This window comes from Caldicellulosiruptor naganoensis (assembly GCF_026914285.1).
Lineage (GTDB): Bacteria > Bacillota > Thermoanaerobacteria > Caldicellulosiruptorales > Caldicellulosiruptoraceae > Caldicellulosiruptor > Caldicellulosiruptor naganoensis.
In genome coordinates this window covers 1,771,687-1,789,351 of sequence record NZ_CP113864.1, presented here as the reverse complement: position 1 = coordinate 1,789,351, position 17,665 = coordinate 1,771,687, and the positions used below count along the sequence as shown (strand labels likewise).

Sequence of the window (17,665 nt, the reverse complement as noted above, 5' to 3'; positions counted from 1 at the left end):
TAATGTCAAGGGGGTTTTTAAAAAATTTTTTTAGATAATTAGAGTGAAAAAGGCAATAAAATACCGAGCCACTCAGCATGGAAAAATTTAACTGGCAGCTTATCTGAGGAAGATTATTAAATTAAAAAATTGGAACTAACTAAGTATTGTAAACATCACCTCTTTCTTGATATATTTGACCAAGGCTAGAGCATTGCAAAGATCAGAGGAATTAAGGGTCTTGCGGTGAGGACGAGGGCACGTTTATGCTGATGACAGGTCCACCTCTGAGAACTTCTTGTTGTGAAAAGCTTTATAACGGACTGTGTGCTACAGTTCACAGTTAGCGGCCTCAACAAGATAATATCTCAGATATTGGTTACCACACTTAGCCAATGAAGTTTCCTGGGCATTGAAGTTGCCTGATTGGTACTGAGTCCAAATCACGCCAGAATACTTTGCCAAAGCAGCTTCATTTTTGAAGCGTTTAATATCACCAATTTCAGCGTAGATAGCAGCTGCAAGAACGTCACCTATGCCAGGGACGGTTGTTAATGGTGGAGAGAAAGCTTTAAGAAGTTTTGAGATTTCTTTATCAAGTTTTTTGAGTTGTTCTTGCAGAAATCTAATGTTTTCAAGTGTCATAGACAAAGCTAAATCATTTGCCTCAGTCAACAGAGGATGTAATCTAAAGGAGCGATTAGCAGCAGTTTTAAGTATTTCAGCGATTTTATTAACATCTGAGAGTCTGTTGTTGCCGTTATCGGATACGAATTTAATTAAGTCTTTCTTGTGGCATAGAAGCGATATCGTCAGGTGTAAAGTTTTCGATGATAGCGCAAGAAGCTTTACCGAAGATATCTGAAAATGGACAGTCTTGAGAATAAGTAGAGAATTTAAGGTATATGAGAGCAAGAAGCTCTGTTTTTTTCGCGAGTTAGATTGTGAACAAGATGATAGCGCATTCTGATAAGGCGCTTAAATAGCAGCATATTTAAAATCAGGCAAAGGTGTTGGATTTAACTTACTGAACCTAACGCTATTGAAGCGATGATAATTGCATCGATGCTATCTGTTTTAGGCAAGAAAGTGTAGATTTTTTTAAAGCCTTTGACTATGCTTGGGTTGAAAACATAAAAAGTTGGTTGATATGGCAGCAGTTCAGATGAAGAAGCAAGGTACAAATGCAGATGCCAAGCGTAGTGTGAAGTTGCTTCCATGCCAAACTTAATACAGGATAGATTATACTGGCTGAGGCAATCAATAACTCTTTTGATTAATTCGTTAGCGCCTTCTTGATCGTTAGGCAAGGAAAAAGGTTTTTAATCAAGTGATTACCGGCATCATCGAGGAAGAAGATAGAATTTGACTGACTACTGATATCAATGCCCACGATTAAAGTATTTGGCAATTTGAAGACCTCCTTTTTGCAAGTAGTGGTAAGAAAAAGTATTAAGCCCTTTATCCCTGGGGATTACATAACAATAGCAGCCTCGCCGATATTAGAGCTACGGAGCAGTTTATGCTGTAGCACACATCTGACATGCTCAAATCAGATGTGGAAAACTGCCAGTGCTTAAGCCTTCGAGTAAACATTACTTATGTAATCCTTTGGGGCTGAAGTCTTTCTCAAGCTGTGGCGTGCAGATATCAAAGCACGTCCAGCAGGAGGTGATCAAAAATATCCAAGTAAACTAAATCAGGCTTAAACTTTTTCTGATTTTAGTTTACCAAAGATAAAGGGCAAATTTAAACTGTAGCAGTCAATTTTAATATTCAATTTTTGAGAAGTGAGTGTTTTAAGAAAGGTGCATTATCAAAATGAATTTCCAGTAATCAATTGGTACTGATAATTAAATATACCAATTGAGATATGAAGTTTTAATTGATTTGATGATTATATGATACGAGTGGTAGGTGATATAGTGATTAGCTTCAAAACATTAGAATCTGAGATAAAAAAACTGTTTAAATCTAAACTTATTCTTTTAATATATTTTTTCTATGTAATACTAATGATTATGATATATAGAAACACAAATAGAAACATAACTTCAAATAGTATTTTTTCTCCTTATGCATCAGGTTTGTTGTTATATTGTAATTTAATTGGCGGTATAGCGATAACAATTATTTCTGCTCTAATATGTGATAGAGAATACCAAGCAAATTTACTCTTTATTTATTCTACAATTCTGAAAAGAAAATACTTTTTTTTACTTAAGCAATTTACAATATTTTGGTATTCTTTACTTTTCAGTTTGATTTCTATACTTTTGGGTGTGGTTTTTGATGCAATTATAATTGCTATTACTTTACCATGGTACAAACTAATTATACAATTAATTAGTGTTGTTTTTTGTTTATATTTGGTGGGAAATTTATCATATACGTTACATCTGTTAACTAAGAATTTTGTTTATTCGTTAAGTATACCCTTATTTCTGATATTTTTTGAACCAGCAATTCATAAATTTTCCATCAATGTCTTTTGTATAAAATTTTTGGTTATATTTAATATATACGGTTTCTTAAATGGATTTTTTAAAAATTTAAAATATGGAAGCATAATAGTAGTTCCTGAGAATCAAGCATATAATTCGCTGTTAGGATCATTTTTTATACTTTTGAGTTATTTAATCTTTATGTTTACTGTTCAATTTTTATTTATCAAAAGTGAAAGGTTTTCATCTAAATGAAGAAAATAATTAAATATTTTCAAAATTAATTTTCGTTATTGAAGTATTTCTGGTAATAGTTTTTGCTAAGTATTATGTTTATCTTTCAATAGCAGAGATGATTTTCAAAGGAATATTCAAGTACAAAGCACTCAACTGGGCAGTACCATTTTTCACATTTGTTGTGTTCTCAGCTTTGGGTATAGACTACAGCGTATTTTTACTGATAAGGTTTTACGAATATAGAAATTTAGAGCTTTCAGAAGCACTAAAGCTTACCTCGGCAAACATTGGTCATGTTGTAACATCAGCGGTTAATTTTAGCAGGCACATTTGCAGCAATGCTACCATCTGGGATTTTAACGCTTATGCAGGTTTCAATCTGCGTTGTGATAGGCCTTGTTCTGCTTGCATTTTTCCTGCTGCCGTTTTTGTTCAATAGTTTGATGAGGGTAAAAAGGGATATAGTTTAAAAATGCTTTTTAAAAACAATTTAAGTATAGCTGCTTCCAAGAAAGGAGGCAGCTTTTTGTTTGCAAAAAAACATGAAAAAATTTAAGAAATTTAGAGATATTTAAAGAAAGAGAGAACTGATAGCTAAAAATTGCATAAAATTAACTAAAAAAAAAAACGAGTTTGACTGGATAAAGATTAATAAAGTAAAATTGAGGTGAAAATTCCAAGGAGAATATTAATAAATATAGCAAATTTGCATATTGCCTTTCGTAGATAAGATAGTTTATATGCAAATAGGATGGTATACCAGGGAATATAAAAAAGAAAATATTTATTTTAATTTCGAGAAATTTCAACTTGGGTTGGCATCAACTTTTTATGGGCGCCCATGAAGAGATATAAAACAAAATTAAGGGGGGAATAGAGTATGAAAAACAACAAAAAGACTGTAGCACTTTTAATAATATGCATTTTAATAGTTGTAAGTACTTTTTCTGTTTTATCTCAAAAAACCACAGCTACTATACCTTCAGTCAGCAAAAGCAATGATTTTCCAAATTTTAAGACTGTATTGAAGATTCCTGTATCTGAAGAAGGTATTGAATATACAGGAATAGTAGGTTATGGTTCTCACGAAGGACCTAATGCTTTTGATGTGAAAGGAGATAAAATCTACATTCTTGATAATGTTCATCATAGAGTACTTGTATACAGTAAGAGCAAAGGTGATTTAATTGAAAAAATTAATATACCAGAAGGGCAATGGATTCATGGTATGGCAGTTGATAAAAACGGCAAGATATATTTATTTAATGCTGGTCTGAATACTTTAATTACAATAAACAATGGCACAATTGAAATTGCCTCTTTAAATAAAGAGATACGGTTAGAACCATTTGCTTACTTTGGAGTAAGCGAAAAGGGGCCTTTTGTAGTACTTGCTGGAGACAAAATGAAAACTTGTTTTTTGGGTAAAAGACAAAATGGTGAGTATAGAGAGAATAACTTATACGTAACAGAAGAAAAAGAAGGAAACATGTCGTCTGATGGATGTATATGGAAAGCAAATGTTTCTAATCGAAAGGCTTACATCAATACACTTGAGGTTAGCGAATTTCCGAGATGGCTTGTCGACGAATACAGTGCCTATTATTATATTGGGAAAAATGGTTTTGTTCAATTTTGGAAGATAACCAATGATTATGGCGAATGGATAGTTAAGTTAGATTCAAAAACACAGAATATAGAAGGGCTCGTGAAAATTCCGGATGTTAAATATTCTTGGCCGCAAAAAGATGTAGTACTTGATAATGGGAACGTCTTTGTATTGTTGCCATGTGAGAAGAGGGTATATGTATTAATGGTTGACTCATGGATGACAAGCGAACAATATATAGAATACACAAAATCTTTAGGAAGTGGAGAAAATGCAATTAGTAGCAAAATTGAAACAGAGCAGTCTGCAGAAAAAACCTTACCCGCTGCGATAGCTTCCAGTATAACCAGAGGCCAAATAATTCTAACTGCTCAACAATTATAATAATTATAAATGGTATTGTTCAAAACAAAATTATGATGGTTCAAAGGTTGCAAATCCCAGTTTATGGAAAAGACCATCTTTCATAACATCATACAATACGTATTACTATCAAGTTCCGTATTGCTGGGGCGGATGGGATTCTTTTTCTGGTTTTGATACCAAAATTAAAGATGGATATGCAGCTGGAAATGTTTGCACAAATGCTCCTGGATATGTAGGGGGAACAGCTGGAGTTGACTGTTCTGGATTTGTAAGCAGGTGCTGGGGTTTGTCTCAAAAATATAACACAACTGGATTAATGAATATATCTACTAAAATTAGTTTTTCCTCTTTACAGCAGGGCGATATATTGTGTAACAGCAGCCATGTAATGATTTTCTATAAAAGAGATCAGAATGGAAATTATATAGTATATGAAAGCACAACAGGAGGTTACGATCGGGTTATTCACCAAGCACGAAGTAAGTCGTATGTAGAAAGCAACTACGGTGCGTATAAATGCCCATTTGTGAATTAAAGTACCAAAGAAGTTGTTGTTAGTTAATATGTGGGTTATGTCAAATCAAAAAAACTCCTTGTGGCTATATTCACAATTAGCCACAAGGAGGGCTTTTATTTATTTTTGAAGAATGAGTATGTGAACAGCAAATTGCTCAAATCAATGAATAAGGAAATATTAGTTCAATAATCAATCAAACAGTTGTAAATAAAAACAGTTATAAAAGTTCATATCATATTGGTTTTTATAAAAAAAAGTGAAAGGGTGTGAAAAAGAATGAAGTCAAAAAACAAAATGCCTACAACAAGGTTACTAGCTGAGATAGTTGCCTTTGTGGGAATGCTTTTAATTGGGTTTTTAATAATTTATAATCAACAAAATGTTACAAAAATTGGATATGTAAGAGTTTTAGAAAAGAAAAATCCCAAGATATTGTTTGGAATGACATTAGAGGGAAGACTTGTTGACAGCCGTGGAAATGACAATTTGCTATTCAAATTCAAAACAACCGATGCTGAGATTAACAAGAATTTTACACTTTTCCCACGTCGATTTTTTGCATGGGGAAAAAATCATGTAGCTTACACCAGTAATCTTAAAGAAATAATTGTGGTTGATTATAAAACCAGAAAAGAGGTATATCGACAACAATTAAAAGAAGGGATAGAATATATCAACGTAAATAAAGAAAAAGAAGAGTTTGTAATAGCAACCAGCAAAGCATTGTATCTTTTGAGATATCAGAAAGAGCATAGAAATGGAGAAAGTAAGCAATTTTTATTAGAACGTATAGCAGAAGGTAAATTTTGCTGGCCGTCTATTTCGCGTGATAGCAGATACATAGTGTGTGGAGAAAATAACAGTAAAGAAAATCCTTCAGCCACATCACTTGTATTATTTGATTTATCAAATAATACAAAGAAAAAATTTCTGTCTGAGAAATTTGGTAATTTTTCAGTAAAAGTTGTTTATAGAATAATATACTCTACTTCTATAAGCAGTGATAACAAATGGATTGTAATAAGCACCAGATCACCAGCAGATCCACCATATGTATGGGTATCAGCAATAAATTTGGAAAGCGGAATTGTAAAGGAATTTAGTACAAATACAGGATTGTGCAACTCACCAGGATGTTTTATTTCAAGTGATAAATACATGTTTGCGCAGGGAGAACCAGAATATCAAGAATTTGGGGATTATTCTTCTATTATTGACCCGTTTAGATCAAAACCGGTTATTCTTGACCTTAATACTGGAAAGTTGGAGATTGTTAACGATGTGCCCAAAGACATTAATGCCTATTGGCCAATATATGGAAATGATAAAGCAATTTATTTTATTGACAGAAACTATCAGTCATTTGTACCTAATAAAATTTTTGATACCAATATTTATAGACTAAAAAACAAAAAGATTAAACTATTATTTAATGTAAAGGGCGGTATTGTAAGTTATGATGTGATTTCAAAGTGAAACTTTTCTGAAAGGCAGAAAAAAGATTTATAAAAATGACCAAGTCATTTTTGAAACGTCTGATAATGAAAGTATCCTAAAAGGTCCTTATATTTCTTAAAATAATGAGATTGCATTCTACACGAAAGATATAAATGCTGAAGATGAAGTGAAGCTTAATATAGGCAAAGTTAAAAATGAAAAGATTGTAATAAAGAAAAGAGTGAAATGGGACAAAGGAACTGGCGATATTAAGTTTTCTGGTAATTCCATTCAGTTTAAAAGTGACAGTGGGATAAGAGAGTATAAATGAGAATAGAAAAGGATAGAGTCTTAAAAATTTTTTAAAGAGGATTAGAAAGCTGCTTCCAAGGGGTGGGGCAGCTTTTTGTTTGCGAAAAAACATGAGAAAATTTGAGAAATTTAGAGATATTTGAAGGTAGAGAAAGCTGATATCCAAAAATTGCTTAAAATAAAATTAACTAAAAAAAAAAACGAGTTTGACAGGATGAAAATTAATAAAGTAAAATTGAGGTGAAAGTGCTAAGGAGAATATTAGTAAATATAGCAATTTGCATATTGCCTGTTTTAATAAAGTTTACATGAAAATAAAATGATATACAAAAGAATATAAAAAATGTTGCAACCTGTACTTAAAAAGATTTCATGTTACAATGGCATTAACCTCTCATGGGCGCCCATGAAGGGATGTAAAATAAAATGGGAGGTGGATGGTAGATGTTTACCAAAAAAATGTTTAGAATGAACTTTAACAAAATCATTGCTTTTTGTTCAGTTTTGCTTTTAGTGTTAAGTAGTTGGAATTCTTTAGCTGCAACGGCTTTGAATGGTAACGAAATAGATAAAAGCCATAATAAAATACCATCTTATATGAAACCAGGCACGATTATTACATTTGATGAAAATGGAAAATTAATTGTTTTGTCTGAAGGCAGTGATAATCTAGTTTCTTTATCAAAAGAAGACAAAAAAATAGCAGAAAATTGTAAACCGCTACCTGAGGAGGATTTACCTGAAGTAGAGCCTGGAATGATAGTTGTATATGACGCATTAGGTGCACCAGTTGTTATTCATCAGGGGCAAGAAGAACCTTTGAAAATTGATTTAAAAGAAGTGAAATTAGATGAAATCAAAATTAATGATAGTAAATCAGAAAAAATAGAAAATAAAGCAAACAATGATGAAAATAGTAATAATATTTTGCAACAGGGTGCTACAAAGTTGAATACAGAAACAGGTTATATTTCATGGTATAATGGTGAAGGAAAAAAGGAGCAGCAGGAGTGATATTGGATAGCGAAAGTGCTGCACATAAGACAATTGAATTTTGGACAAGGGTAAAAGTAACCAGTCTTGAAAATGGCAAAAGCACAATAGTAAAAATATTAGATAGAGGTCCATATGTGCAAGGTAGAATATTGGATATGGTAAAAACAGCATTTTCAAGAATTCATAATTCAAGTAAAGGAATTTTTAGGGGGAAAATAGAATGGCCTATTCAAAGTTAAAAATAGAAGTAATAAGGATAGTAGCAATTTTATTGCTACTATCCTTATCTTTAGGAATTTACAATACAGGGATAGCCAGCAAAGAAGAAGTAGTGGAAAAGTTACTTATCTCAGTATATGATAAAGATGGAAAGACTCGTATGTGGAAGATTATACCTAAAAAGAGAAAGGAATAACTAATTCTTAAAAACAGGGAAGTTATGATCTTTGGAGATATTTCTACAAATGAGGAATGGCTTGCGTATGATGATGCAATTGGAACTGGGCCTTGGGAGTTGTTTGTGAAGAATTTACAAAATCGAAAAGTATTTCAAGTTACTAATAATGATCAAGCTGGAGAAATAGATATTGAAATTCTCAGTGAAAAACCTTTGAAAATATGTGTATCAAGAGTTGGATTGAGTTCTCCAATACCAAGAATATGGATTTTTGATGTTGAAAAGAAAAAAGCTCAAATGGTAAAACCTATAAATTCTGATATGGTATTTGACGAAATTGAGGTGATTGATAGTAATCACATTTTGACTGTTGCTTATTCATATAAGGATGAGAAAAAGATGTATGAGGATAATTCCTCTGTTGATTCAATAAAACATACTTTTTACATCATTGATTTAAAAAATCAAAAATATACGAAAATTACTGAATTCAAAGCAGGATCAATTGGAGCTTTAGGTTTTGTACCAAAGAGTAATATTATTACTTTTAGTGCAACCAATATTTATCTAAACTCTACCAGAAAAAAGGGAGAAACGGGCATATACAAGTTAGATCAAAAGTCAAAAGTAATAGTACCAATACTAACTGAAAGTATGCTAAAAAAAATAAAAGATACACCTGTTGAGGAGTTTTCCTCTCCAATAGCAGGTTATTTAAGTAATGATGGGAAAAAACTCTGGTTTATCGGTATTCCTAAAGATGCAAAGAGAATGATGTTTGGCGAAGGAATCGAAGCTTATCCAAGTGCTGTTTTTGAATATGATTTAAGAGAGAAAAAGTTGCGAAAAATATTTGAAAAAAAGAATACTTTTATAACAAGGATGACAGTTTCATATGGGAAATAAAAATAGTGTTAAATTTAATTACTGTATCAAAGTATTAAATAAACAAACACTTTGTATTGCAAGAAAGGGGCTATCAAAATTATTTTTTTGACAGCCCCTGTTTTAATCTGTCCCCAAAATTTTCTTTTTAAAACCTTTTTGCTATCTCCTCAGCCTCTTTCAACGCAGTGAACATAATCTTTTCTACATCCTCACCTACGATGTCAAGCCGCTGAGCTGTTATCGTCTGAAAATCTTCAACTCCCATAAAACCCAAAATTGTTTTCAGGTACCTGTTTGCCATCTCAAAGTCCGAAAATGGTGGTGTTTTGTACTCTCCGCCTGTTGCCATGATATGAACTGCTTTTTTGCCACGAAGAAGACCCACAGCCCCTTGTTCTGTGTATTTAAAGGTTATTCCAGAGACTGTGATATAGTCTATACATGCCTTGAGGATTGCGGGAATGCCCAAATTCCACATAGGTGCAGCAAACACATACTTGTCAGCCTCAAGAAACTGATAGGCATATTTCAAAATAGGATGATGCTTTGATGCCTCAGTTTTTGGAGCGAAGATATCGTTGATGTCCTCTTGAGAAAGAAAATGAATTCCTTCTTTGTAAAGGTCTAAAGTGATAATCTGGTCATTTGGATGAAATTCTTTGTATACCTTTATAAAATGTTCTGAGATTATAAATGTTCTTAAACTTTGGTCGCTCTTTGGATTAGCCTTTATATACAGTAGCTTTGCTATTCGAACATCTCCTTTACAAGAATAATTACCTTGATTATATTATACCCCTGTAAGTCGATTGTATAACTATGAATTTATTTTTGACTACTCAACCGAAGATTTCAAAACATCTATCATTTCATCAAGCGAGATTGCATGTCTTAAGTTTGCTACATTTTTAGACTCAAGTGCTCTTTTTGCATAATATTCTATCCTGTCACCTGGTAATTTTGGAATAGACTCTTTAACAAAAAATCTTACAAACTCAGAAAATTCGTCTATGCTTTCAAAGCCCATGTTGTTTAAAACAAAGCTTACTTCTTCTTTTAAATATTTGCTCTCAAGCCTCAAAAAGCTTGAAAGTAAGATTGCATTGGCTCTTCCATGTGGGATGTCATGGTAATAAGTGAGGTTGTACCCTAAAGGATGAACAATTAAAGTACCTGTTTGTGCAATAATTATTCCCCCAATCAATGATATCCATGCAAACTTTTCAAGGTCAGTTTCTTTTAGAGTGTTCTCTTTTAGATTACCTTTTGAGCTTGCAAACAGGCTCAAGGCTTTTTTAGCGTAAGCTTCAATTATATGGTCTGAGGATTTTGAAAGGTAGCCTTCTATCACATGGGAAAGAGCATCAAAGAGGGTGTTTACAATAACGTTGTGAGGGAGAGTGGTGAGATATTTATAGTCGACTATAGCGATTTTAGGGAATATTAATTCTGATGCAAAACTCTTTTTATTTTCAATTGTTTTCAAAGTCAAAATAGAATATGGAGTAACCTCGCTTCCTGTACCACATGTTGTTGGAATTGCAACTATAGGTAAGCACTTTTCAAATTTTGAGTCAAAAAGGTCCTGAGCTTTTAGATTTTTTTCAGCACACAGCACTGCCACTGCCTTTGATGAGTCAAGAGGAGAACCTCCACCAATTCCAATTATAAAGTCCGGGGAAAACTCTCTTGCCAATTTTGAAACTTCATCTATCTGTTCCACGCTTGGATTCTGAGCAATTTTGCTGTATATTGAATATTCAATTGAAAGTTCCTTTAATACAGTTGTTACATCTTCTAATGAGCCGTTCATCAGAGAGGACGGAGATGTAACAATGAAAGCTTTCTTGCCAAGCCTGAAAAGGTCTTTGTTTTTCAAAATCCCATCTTTTTCAAATATTACCTTTGTTGGCAAGAAAAATTTGCTCATTCTTTGAAGCCTCCTTGATAAAGTTATTGATTGTACTACTTAGAATAAATTATAGCACATAATTTCTACGGAAGATGTATAAAAACTCATCTTTGCAAGGAAGTTAATTATAGAAGAAACTATTTGTAATGCAACAAGAGGTGATTAAGATATGTCAAGCAAGGAACGACAAAGAGCAGTTGCAAAATTGTGTCCGGAGTTTAACGATGGTGGTTACTCTCACAAAGGTGATGTGAGCTGTGATGTTTGCATTCATTGGGACGGGAAAAAGTGTAGTATAAATTATTTTGATAATGTCCTGACAAGCATGGACCAGACATAGAGTTTGTAATGGATTTTTGAAAATTTCTGTTGATTTTTTAATTGAACTATCTTAAAATAAACCTTGGCAAGAGATGTGGAGAAGCCTGTGAACAGCTTCTTTTGAGAAAGGGGCTGTTTGCAGGCTTTTTATTTACTAAATTTTAAAAAGGGTGGCTGAAAATGGATAAAATCTACGATGTTATTGTCATTGGAGCTGGAGTTGTTGGCATGTCAATTTTAAGAGAGCTTTCTTCTTACGATTTGAAGATTGCAGCAGTTGAAGCAATGGAAGATGTTGCAGAAGGTGCATCAAAAGCAAACTCTGGGATTGTGCATGCCGGATATGACCCTATTGAAGGTACAAACAAGGCAAAGTTTAATGTTGAAGGAAATAGAATGTTTGAAGAGCTCTGCAGGCAGCTTGATGTTGAGTATAAGATGATTGGGGCATTGGTTGTTGCATTTGATGAAAAAGAGATAAATATCTTAGAAGAGCTTTTGCAAAGAGGCAAACGAAATGGTGTGAAAGGACTTGAAATAAAAGGAAAATCATGGGTTTTAGAAAATGAGACAAATTTGAACAGAGAAATTAGAGCTGCCCTTTTTGCGCCATATTCGGGAATTACAAATCCATATAAGCTCACAATTGCACTTTATGAAAACGCCATCCAAAACGGTGCCAAGGTCTATTTTGGCTTTAAGGTGTGCAAAGTAGAAACACAAAATGGATATTTTATTATCTATTCCCAAGACAAGAGGCTGCTAAAGACTCGGATTCTTGTAAACTGTGCAGGTGTACGTGCAGATGAAATAAGCAAGATGGCAGGTGCAAGAAAGTTTACAATTTACCCGCGTCGAGGCCAGTACTTTATATTAGATAAGCCTGAGAAGGAAATTGTCAAAAGAGTTATATTCCAAGTGCCAACAGAAAAGGGCAAAGGTGTATTAGTCACACCAACTGTAGATGGAAATATCCTTCTTGGTCCAAATTCAGAGTATATAGAGTGCAAAGACGACACATCAACAACTCAAGAAGGACTTGATGAGGTTTTTGAAAAGGCAAAAAGAGTTGTCCTGACTTTAACTAAAAAGGATGTAATCACAATCTTTTCAGGTATCAGGGCAACACCTGATACTCATGATTTTATAATCGAGGAGGATGAAAGAGTTAAAAACTTCATAAATGTTGCGGGGATTGAATCTCCTGGCCTGACATCATCAGTTGCAATAGGAAAATATGTTGCCGGCATGATAGCAGAAAAATTAAATGCAAAACAAAAATCCAATTTTAATCCCTATAGAGAGGATATAAAAAGATTTTCAGAACTTACTGATGAAGAAAGAAATGAAATGATTAAAAAATTTCCGAGTTTTGGGAATATTGTTTGCAGGTGTGAGCTTGTATCAGAATATGAGATAGTTGAGGCAATAAAAAGAGGTGCAAGGACCATAGATGGCATCAAAAGAAGAACAAGAGCAGGTATGGGAAGGTGCCAGGGCGGATTTTGCACACCGCGCATAATTGATATTCTATCAAGAGAACTTAACGTTGATAAAACCCAGATAACTAAATTTGGGAAAAATTCATATATTTTGATTGAGAAAAGGTGGGGAAAGTAATATGCATGAGTATAGTGTAATAGTCATAGGTGGTGGGCCTGCAGGGCTTGCAGCAGCCTTAAAGAGTTTTGAAAACTTAGATGATAAAAGGATTTTGATAATAGAAAGAGATAGTTTTTTAGGTGGAATTTTGAATCAGTGTATTCACCCCGGTTTTGGTCTTCATTATTTCAAAGAAGAACTAACAGGACCTGAATATGCTCAAAGGTTTATTGAATTGGTTGAGAAAAATGGCATTGAGTACTTGACAGACACACATGTAATGGATATAACTCCTGAGAAAGAAGTTACAATTGTCAACAAACATGGTCTTAAAAAGCTCAAAGCAAAGGCAATTGTGCTTGCAATGGGAGCAAGAGAAAGAACAAGAGGTGCAGTCCAGATACCAGGTACACGCCCGGCAGGGATCTTTACTGCAGGACAAGCTCAGAGGTTTATAAACATCGAAGGGTATAAAATTGGCAAAAAGGCAGTAATAGTTGGCTCAGGGGACATTGGCCTTATTATGGCAAGAAGGCTCACGTTAGAGGGAATTGAGGTAAAAGCAGTTGTTGAGATAATGCCATACTCAACAGGGCTCAGAAGAAACATTGTCCAGTGTTTAGAGGACTTTGGTATTCCACTTCTTCTTTCTCACAAAGTAGTAAAAATCCACGGCAATGAAAGAGTTGAAGGTGTTACAATATCGGTTGTTGACAGCGATTTTAAAGAAATTCCAGGTACTCAAAGGTTTATTGAATGCGACACAGTACTTTTTTCTGTCGGACTGATTCCTGAAAACGAGCTTAGCAAAAAAGCAGGGGTAGTGATAGATGAAAGAACAGGTGGACCATTTGTAGATAACACATTTTCTACTACTGCCAATGGCATATTTGCATGCGGGAATGTCCTTCATATCCATGACCTTGTTGATAATGTAACTTTAGAGGCTGAGACTGCTGGTAAGTACGCGGCACTTTATTGCCAAAATCCAGAACTTTTTCAAAAAGGAAAACTAACAAATATTATAGCATCAGATGGTATCAGATATGTTGTACCACAGCACTTGAACAGGAACTTTTTGGAACCTACAATTTTAAGATTTAGAGTTAACAATGTTTACCACGACAAAGTAATTCTACTTATAAATTCAGGCAAAAAGCTTTTGAAAATAAAAAAGCAGTACCTTTCACCTGGTGAGATGGAAAGCATCGCCTTGTCCGAAAAAATATTATCTCAGATGGATTTTTCTGAGGATATAATCTTGAAGCTTGAAGATGATAAATAGTTAAAAAAAGGGAGATGTGAGGGTAGATGGAGAAAATTACGTGTATTTTGTGCCCAAAAGGCTGCAGTATTGAGAAAAAAGAAGAAGGGAATGAAATAAAATATATCGGTTATGGATGTACCCGTGGGCTTGAGTATGCAAAAGATGAGTTTACCCAGCCCAAAAGAATTCTCACAACAACCATCCATGTGAAAGATGGAGAGTTAGAGTTTTTGCCTGTTAGAACAAATAAGCCAATACCAAAGAAACTTCTTTTTGACGCTATGGCAATTCTAAGAAAAGTAGAAGTTACAGCACCAGTTGAGGTTGGTAGTGTTGTTGTAAAGAATATTTTAGATACTGGCGCTGATGTAATAGCAACAAGAAAAGTGAGAAAAAAAAGTTTTTTTTAAAGAAGAGAAAAAAGATTACTGTTGCTTGTTGATATTGCAACAGCTCCGGCACCCAATGCCTCTATTACTTCTTCTTTTGATTCAATCATTCCACCCGCAATAATTGGAATTTGAGTATTTTGGGAAAGTTTATAAATGGCTTTTGGTATAACACCTGGTAGCACTTCAACAAACGTTGGTTTTGAGTTTTCTATCATTTTAAGTCCTGAAGATATTGATTGTGAGTCTATAAGAAATATTCTCTGTACACAAGGCAGAGAAAGTGAAAAGGCATGGTTGATTAGGTTTTGCCTTGTTGATATAATACCATCAGCACCAATGCTTTTGAGAAATTCAATCCCTTTTTCGTCTTTTCCCACCCCTTCTATAAGATCAATATGGACAAACACAAGTTTATTTTTTTGTTTTATCATACTAATTTCATCCCTAATGGTTAAAATAGTAGAGTGAAGAAGAAAAATAACCCTACACTCAGAATTTAAGGCAGATTCAAGTATTGCTTTATCTCTTACAGCTGGTATAATAGGATTTTGAATGAGTTCATCTAATAGATTTTCCATTGTAATTTAACTCCTGATTAGAGTTTTTAATATAATTATACACTTCATAATCAAAAATTAAAAACGGAGGCAGAGAGACTTCGATGGAAACAATAAGCAAAAAAACTATACCGGTTATACCATTGCGGGGACTTGTGGTATTTCCATACATGATGCTTCACTTTGATGTAGGAAGGCAGATCTCACTAAAAGCATTAGAAGAAGCTATGAACAGCGACCAGCAAGTTTTGCTTTTGGCCCAAAAAGATCCAAAACAGGAAGAACCAACACCTGATGATTTATATCAGTTTGGAACGGTTGCAAAGATCAGACAGATGCTGAGGCTTCCGAGCGAAACTTCAAGAATTTTGGTAGAAGGGCTTAGCAGGGCAAAGGTAATAGATTACGTTTCTGTTGATCCATACTTTTTGGTAGAGGTTGAAGAATACAAAGAAAACGATGGTAATTTAGACGACCCTGAATTAGAAGCACTTATAAGAAACGTAGTTTCTGCATTTGAAGAGTATGCAAGGCTAACAAGTAGAATTCCACCTGATGCTATTTTATCTGTTACCACAATTCAAAATCCTGGACAGCTTGCTGATGTTATTGCAGCAAATGTTATTGTCAAGCTTGAAGACAAGCAGCTACTTTTAGAACAAGTAGACCTAAAAGAAAGGCTCACAAAGCTATATGAGCTCATGTTAAAAGAAAAAGAAATAATTGAAATAGAGAGAAAAATTACCCTCAAGGTTAAAAAACAGATTGACAAGATGCAAAAAGAATATTACTTGAGAGAGCAGCTCAAAGCAATCCAGAGCGAACTTGGTGAAAAGGACAGCCTTTTTTCAGAAGCTCAAGAGTACAGAGAGCAGGTAAAAAAATTGGGTCTTACTAATGAAGGTTTGCAAAAAGTTTTAAAGGAAATAGATAGACTTGAAAAACTTCCTCCAAATTCACCTGAGGTTGGTGTGATTCGAACATATTTAGAATGGATTATTGACCTTCCGTGGAATGTAAAAAGTGAAGAAAAGATTGATATAAACGTGGTAAAAAAGGTTTTAGATGAGGATCACTATGGTTTAATAAAGGTAAAAGAAAGGATTCTTGAATATATCGCGGTGAGGAAATTAAAAAACAACTTAAAAGGTCCTATTTTGTGCTTAGTTGGGCCACCCGGTGTAGGTAAGACATCTATTGCAAAATCAATTGCAAGAGCCTTAAATAGAAATTATGTGCGAATCTCTCTTGGTGGTCTTAGGGATGAGGCAGAAATTCGTGGACACAGAAAGACATATGTTGGGGCTATGCCAGGGAGAATTATCTATGCTCTTCGGCAGGCAAAGACAAAAAATCCGCTTATACTTTTAGATGAAATTGACAAGATGTCACACGATTTTAGAGGTGACCCTGCATCTGCCCTTTTGGAGGTGCTTGACAGTGAGCAAAACTATGCATTCCGTGACCATTATATTGAAATTCCGTTTGATTTGTCAGAAGTGATGTTTATTGCAACAGCAAACACACTTGAGACAATCCCAAGGCCTCTTCTTGACAGGCTTGAAGTCATTGAAATTACAGGTTATACTGAAGAGGAGAAGGTGGAGATTGCAAAAAGATATTTGTTCCCTAAGCAGATAGAGCAAAATGGACTTAAGAAGTCTCAAATTAGATATGATGAAGCTGTAATTCGTGATATAATATCATTCTATACAAGAGAGTCAGGTGTTAGAAACTTAGAAAGAGAGATTGCAAGGCTTTGCAGGCGTGTTGCAAAAGAGATTTTGGAAGAGAACAAAAAAATGGTTAGGGTTACCCCAAAGAACTTGGAGAAATATCTGGGTGTGAGGAAATATAGAAGAGATGAACTAATTGAAGAAGACAGAATAGGAATTGTAACAGGCCTTGCATGGACACCTTTTGGCGGGGAGACACTCTCTGTTGAGGCACTCGTTATGCCAGGAAACGGTAAACTTGAGCTTACCGGTCAGCTTGGTGATGTCATGAAAGAGTCGGCAAAGGCAGCAGTTAGTATCATCCGTGCACGAGCTAAAGATCTTGAAATAGATGAGAATTTCTATAAAGAGTGTGATATTCATATTCATGTACCAGAAGGTGCTATACCGAAAGATGGACCATCTGCTGGAGTTACTATGGCAACCGCAATGGTCTCAGCTCTTTCTAAAAAACCTGTAAGGCATGACATCGCGATGACAGGAGAGATTACTTTAAGTGGGAGGATTTTGCCAATTGGCGGTGTGAAAGAGAAAGTACTGGCTGCAAAAAGAGTCGGAATAAAAAATGTGGTTTTACCTTATGAGAACAAAAAGGATGTAGATGAACTGGAGGATTATGTTAAAAAAGATATGAACTTTATTTTTGTCAAGACAATTGATGAGGTGTTTAAAATTGCAATAAAGAAGTAAAGGGGG

General features: G+C 34.3%; 16 protein-coding genes and 2 pseudogenes. 14 read left to right on the top strand and 4 right to left on the bottom strand.

Annotation, left to right across the window (positions count from 1 at the left end; all coding sequences use genetic code 11):
• Positions 1-139: 139 nt before the first annotated feature.
• Positions 140-1,390, bottom strand: a pseudogene (locus OTJ99_RS13150) (IS110 family RNA-guided transposase).
• 490 nt (positions 1,391-1,880) lie between these two features.
• Between OTJ99_RS13150 and OTJ99_RS13085 the strand changes: the two are divergent.
• The 9 genes and pseudogenes from OTJ99_RS13085 to OTJ99_RS08935 all read left to right on the top strand — a co-directional run bounded on the left by OTJ99_RS13085 (position 1,881) and on the right by OTJ99_RS08935 (position 9,200).
• Positions 1,881-2,678, top strand: coding sequence for an ABC transporter permease (locus OTJ99_RS13085; protein ID WP_408612518.1), 798 nt, complete (start codon positions 1,881-1,883; stop codon positions 2,676-2,678).
• A 49-nt stretch (positions 2,679-2,727) separates the two neighbouring features.
• Positions 2,728-3,130 (top strand): annotated as a pseudogene (locus OTJ99_RS08970) (MMPL family transporter); the annotation flags it as partial.
• A gap of 410 nt (positions 3,131-3,540) precedes the next feature.
• Positions 3,541-4,653, top strand: a complete 1,113-nt coding sequence (locus OTJ99_RS08965; protein WP_235374799.1) for a YncE family protein — start codon at positions 3,541-3,543, stop codon at positions 4,651-4,653.
• Positions 4,654-5,428: 775 nt separating this feature from the next.
• Entirely contained in the window at positions 5,429-6,628 is a 1,200-nt protein-coding gene (locus OTJ99_RS08960; protein WP_045165742.1) for a hypothetical protein, read from the top strand.
• 148 nt (positions 6,629-6,776) lie between these two features.
• The gene (locus OTJ99_RS08955; protein WP_235374800.1) at positions 6,777-6,920 is read left to right on the top strand and encodes a hypothetical protein; all 144 of its coding nucleotides are present in this window, start codon (positions 6,777-6,779) and stop codon (positions 6,918-6,920) included.
• A 425-nt stretch (positions 6,921-7,345) separates the two neighbouring features.
• Positions 7,346-7,915 carry a hypothetical protein gene (locus OTJ99_RS08950; protein ID WP_052671502.1) on the top strand — a complete coding sequence of 190 codons (570 nt, stop codon included), beginning with the start codon at positions 7,346-7,348 and terminating at the stop codon, positions 7,913-7,915.
• Entirely contained in the window at positions 7,912-8,136 is a 225-nt protein-coding gene (locus OTJ99_RS08945) for a septal ring lytic transglycosylase RlpA family protein (protein ID WP_052671503.1), read from the top strand. Before OTJ99_RS08950 ends, OTJ99_RS08945 begins: the two co-directional genes overlap by 4 nt.
• Complete coding sequence (locus OTJ99_RS08940) at positions 8,118-8,312, top strand: hypothetical protein (RefSeq protein ID WP_235374801.1); 195 nt, start codon at positions 8,118-8,120, stop codon at positions 8,310-8,312. The genes OTJ99_RS08945 and OTJ99_RS08940 overlap by 19 nt, the downstream gene beginning before the upstream one ends.
• A gap of 24 nt (positions 8,313-8,336) precedes the next feature.
• Positions 8,337-9,200, top strand: coding sequence for a hypothetical protein (locus OTJ99_RS08935; protein ID WP_235374802.1), 864 nt, complete (start codon positions 8,337-8,339; stop codon positions 9,198-9,200).
• A gap of 127 nt (positions 9,201-9,327) precedes the next feature.
• On the opposite strand, the gene OTJ99_RS08930 is transcribed toward OTJ99_RS08935, so the two are convergent.
• Both OTJ99_RS08930 and OTJ99_RS08925 read right to left on the bottom strand, forming a co-directional pair.
• Positions 9,328-9,933, bottom strand: a complete 606-nt coding sequence (locus OTJ99_RS08930; protein ID WP_045165743.1) for an FMN-dependent NADH-azoreductase — start codon at positions 9,931-9,933, stop codon at positions 9,328-9,330.
• An 84-nt stretch (positions 9,934-10,017) separates the two neighbouring features.
• The gene (locus OTJ99_RS08925; protein ID WP_045165744.1) at positions 10,018-11,112 is read right to left on the bottom strand and encodes an iron-containing alcohol dehydrogenase family protein; all 1,095 of its coding nucleotides are present in this window, start codon (positions 11,110-11,112) and stop codon (positions 10,018-10,020) included.
• A gap of 151 nt (positions 11,113-11,263) precedes the next feature.
• Here OTJ99_RS08925 and OTJ99_RS08920 point away from each other — a divergent pair, with 151 nt between their 5' ends.
• From OTJ99_RS08920 to OTJ99_RS08905, 4 genes are all read left to right on the top strand, one after another.
• Positions 11,264-11,434, top strand: a complete 171-nt coding sequence (locus OTJ99_RS08920) for a hypothetical protein (RefSeq protein WP_200889480.1) — start codon at positions 11,264-11,266, stop codon at positions 11,432-11,434.
• A gap of 161 nt (positions 11,435-11,595) precedes the next feature.
• A complete protein-coding gene (locus tag OTJ99_RS08915) occupies positions 11,596-13,035 on the top strand; it encodes an NAD(P)/FAD-dependent oxidoreductase (protein ID WP_045165745.1) in 1,440 nt (479 codons plus the stop codon).
• A gap of 1 nt (position 13,036) precedes the next feature.
• Entirely contained in the window at positions 13,037-14,302 is a 1,266-nt protein-coding gene (locus OTJ99_RS08910; RefSeq protein ID WP_045165746.1) for an NAD(P)/FAD-dependent oxidoreductase, read from the top strand.
• 26 nt (positions 14,303-14,328) lie between these two features.
• On the top strand, positions 14,329-14,694 hold the full coding sequence (locus tag OTJ99_RS08905; RefSeq protein WP_045165747.1) for a DUF1667 domain-containing protein: 366 nt from the start codon (positions 14,329-14,331) through the stop codon (positions 14,692-14,694).
• Here the strand turns inward: OTJ99_RS08905 and OTJ99_RS08900 are convergent.
• The gene (locus OTJ99_RS08900) at positions 14,691-15,254 is read right to left on the bottom strand and encodes a glycerol-3-phosphate responsive antiterminator (protein ID WP_045165748.1); all 564 of its coding nucleotides are present in this window, start codon (positions 15,252-15,254) and stop codon (positions 14,691-14,693) included. The two genes, OTJ99_RS08905 and OTJ99_RS08900, sit on opposite strands and share 4 nt — an antisense overlap.
• An 83-nt stretch (positions 15,255-15,337) precedes the next feature.
• Here OTJ99_RS08900 and lon point away from each other — a divergent pair, with 83 nt between their 5' ends.
• On the top strand, positions 15,338-17,659 hold the full coding sequence (gene lon / locus OTJ99_RS08895; RefSeq protein WP_045165749.1) for an endopeptidase La: 2,322 nt from the start codon (positions 15,338-15,340) through the stop codon (positions 17,657-17,659).
• The last annotated feature ends 6 nt before the right edge of the window (positions 17,660-17,665 follow it).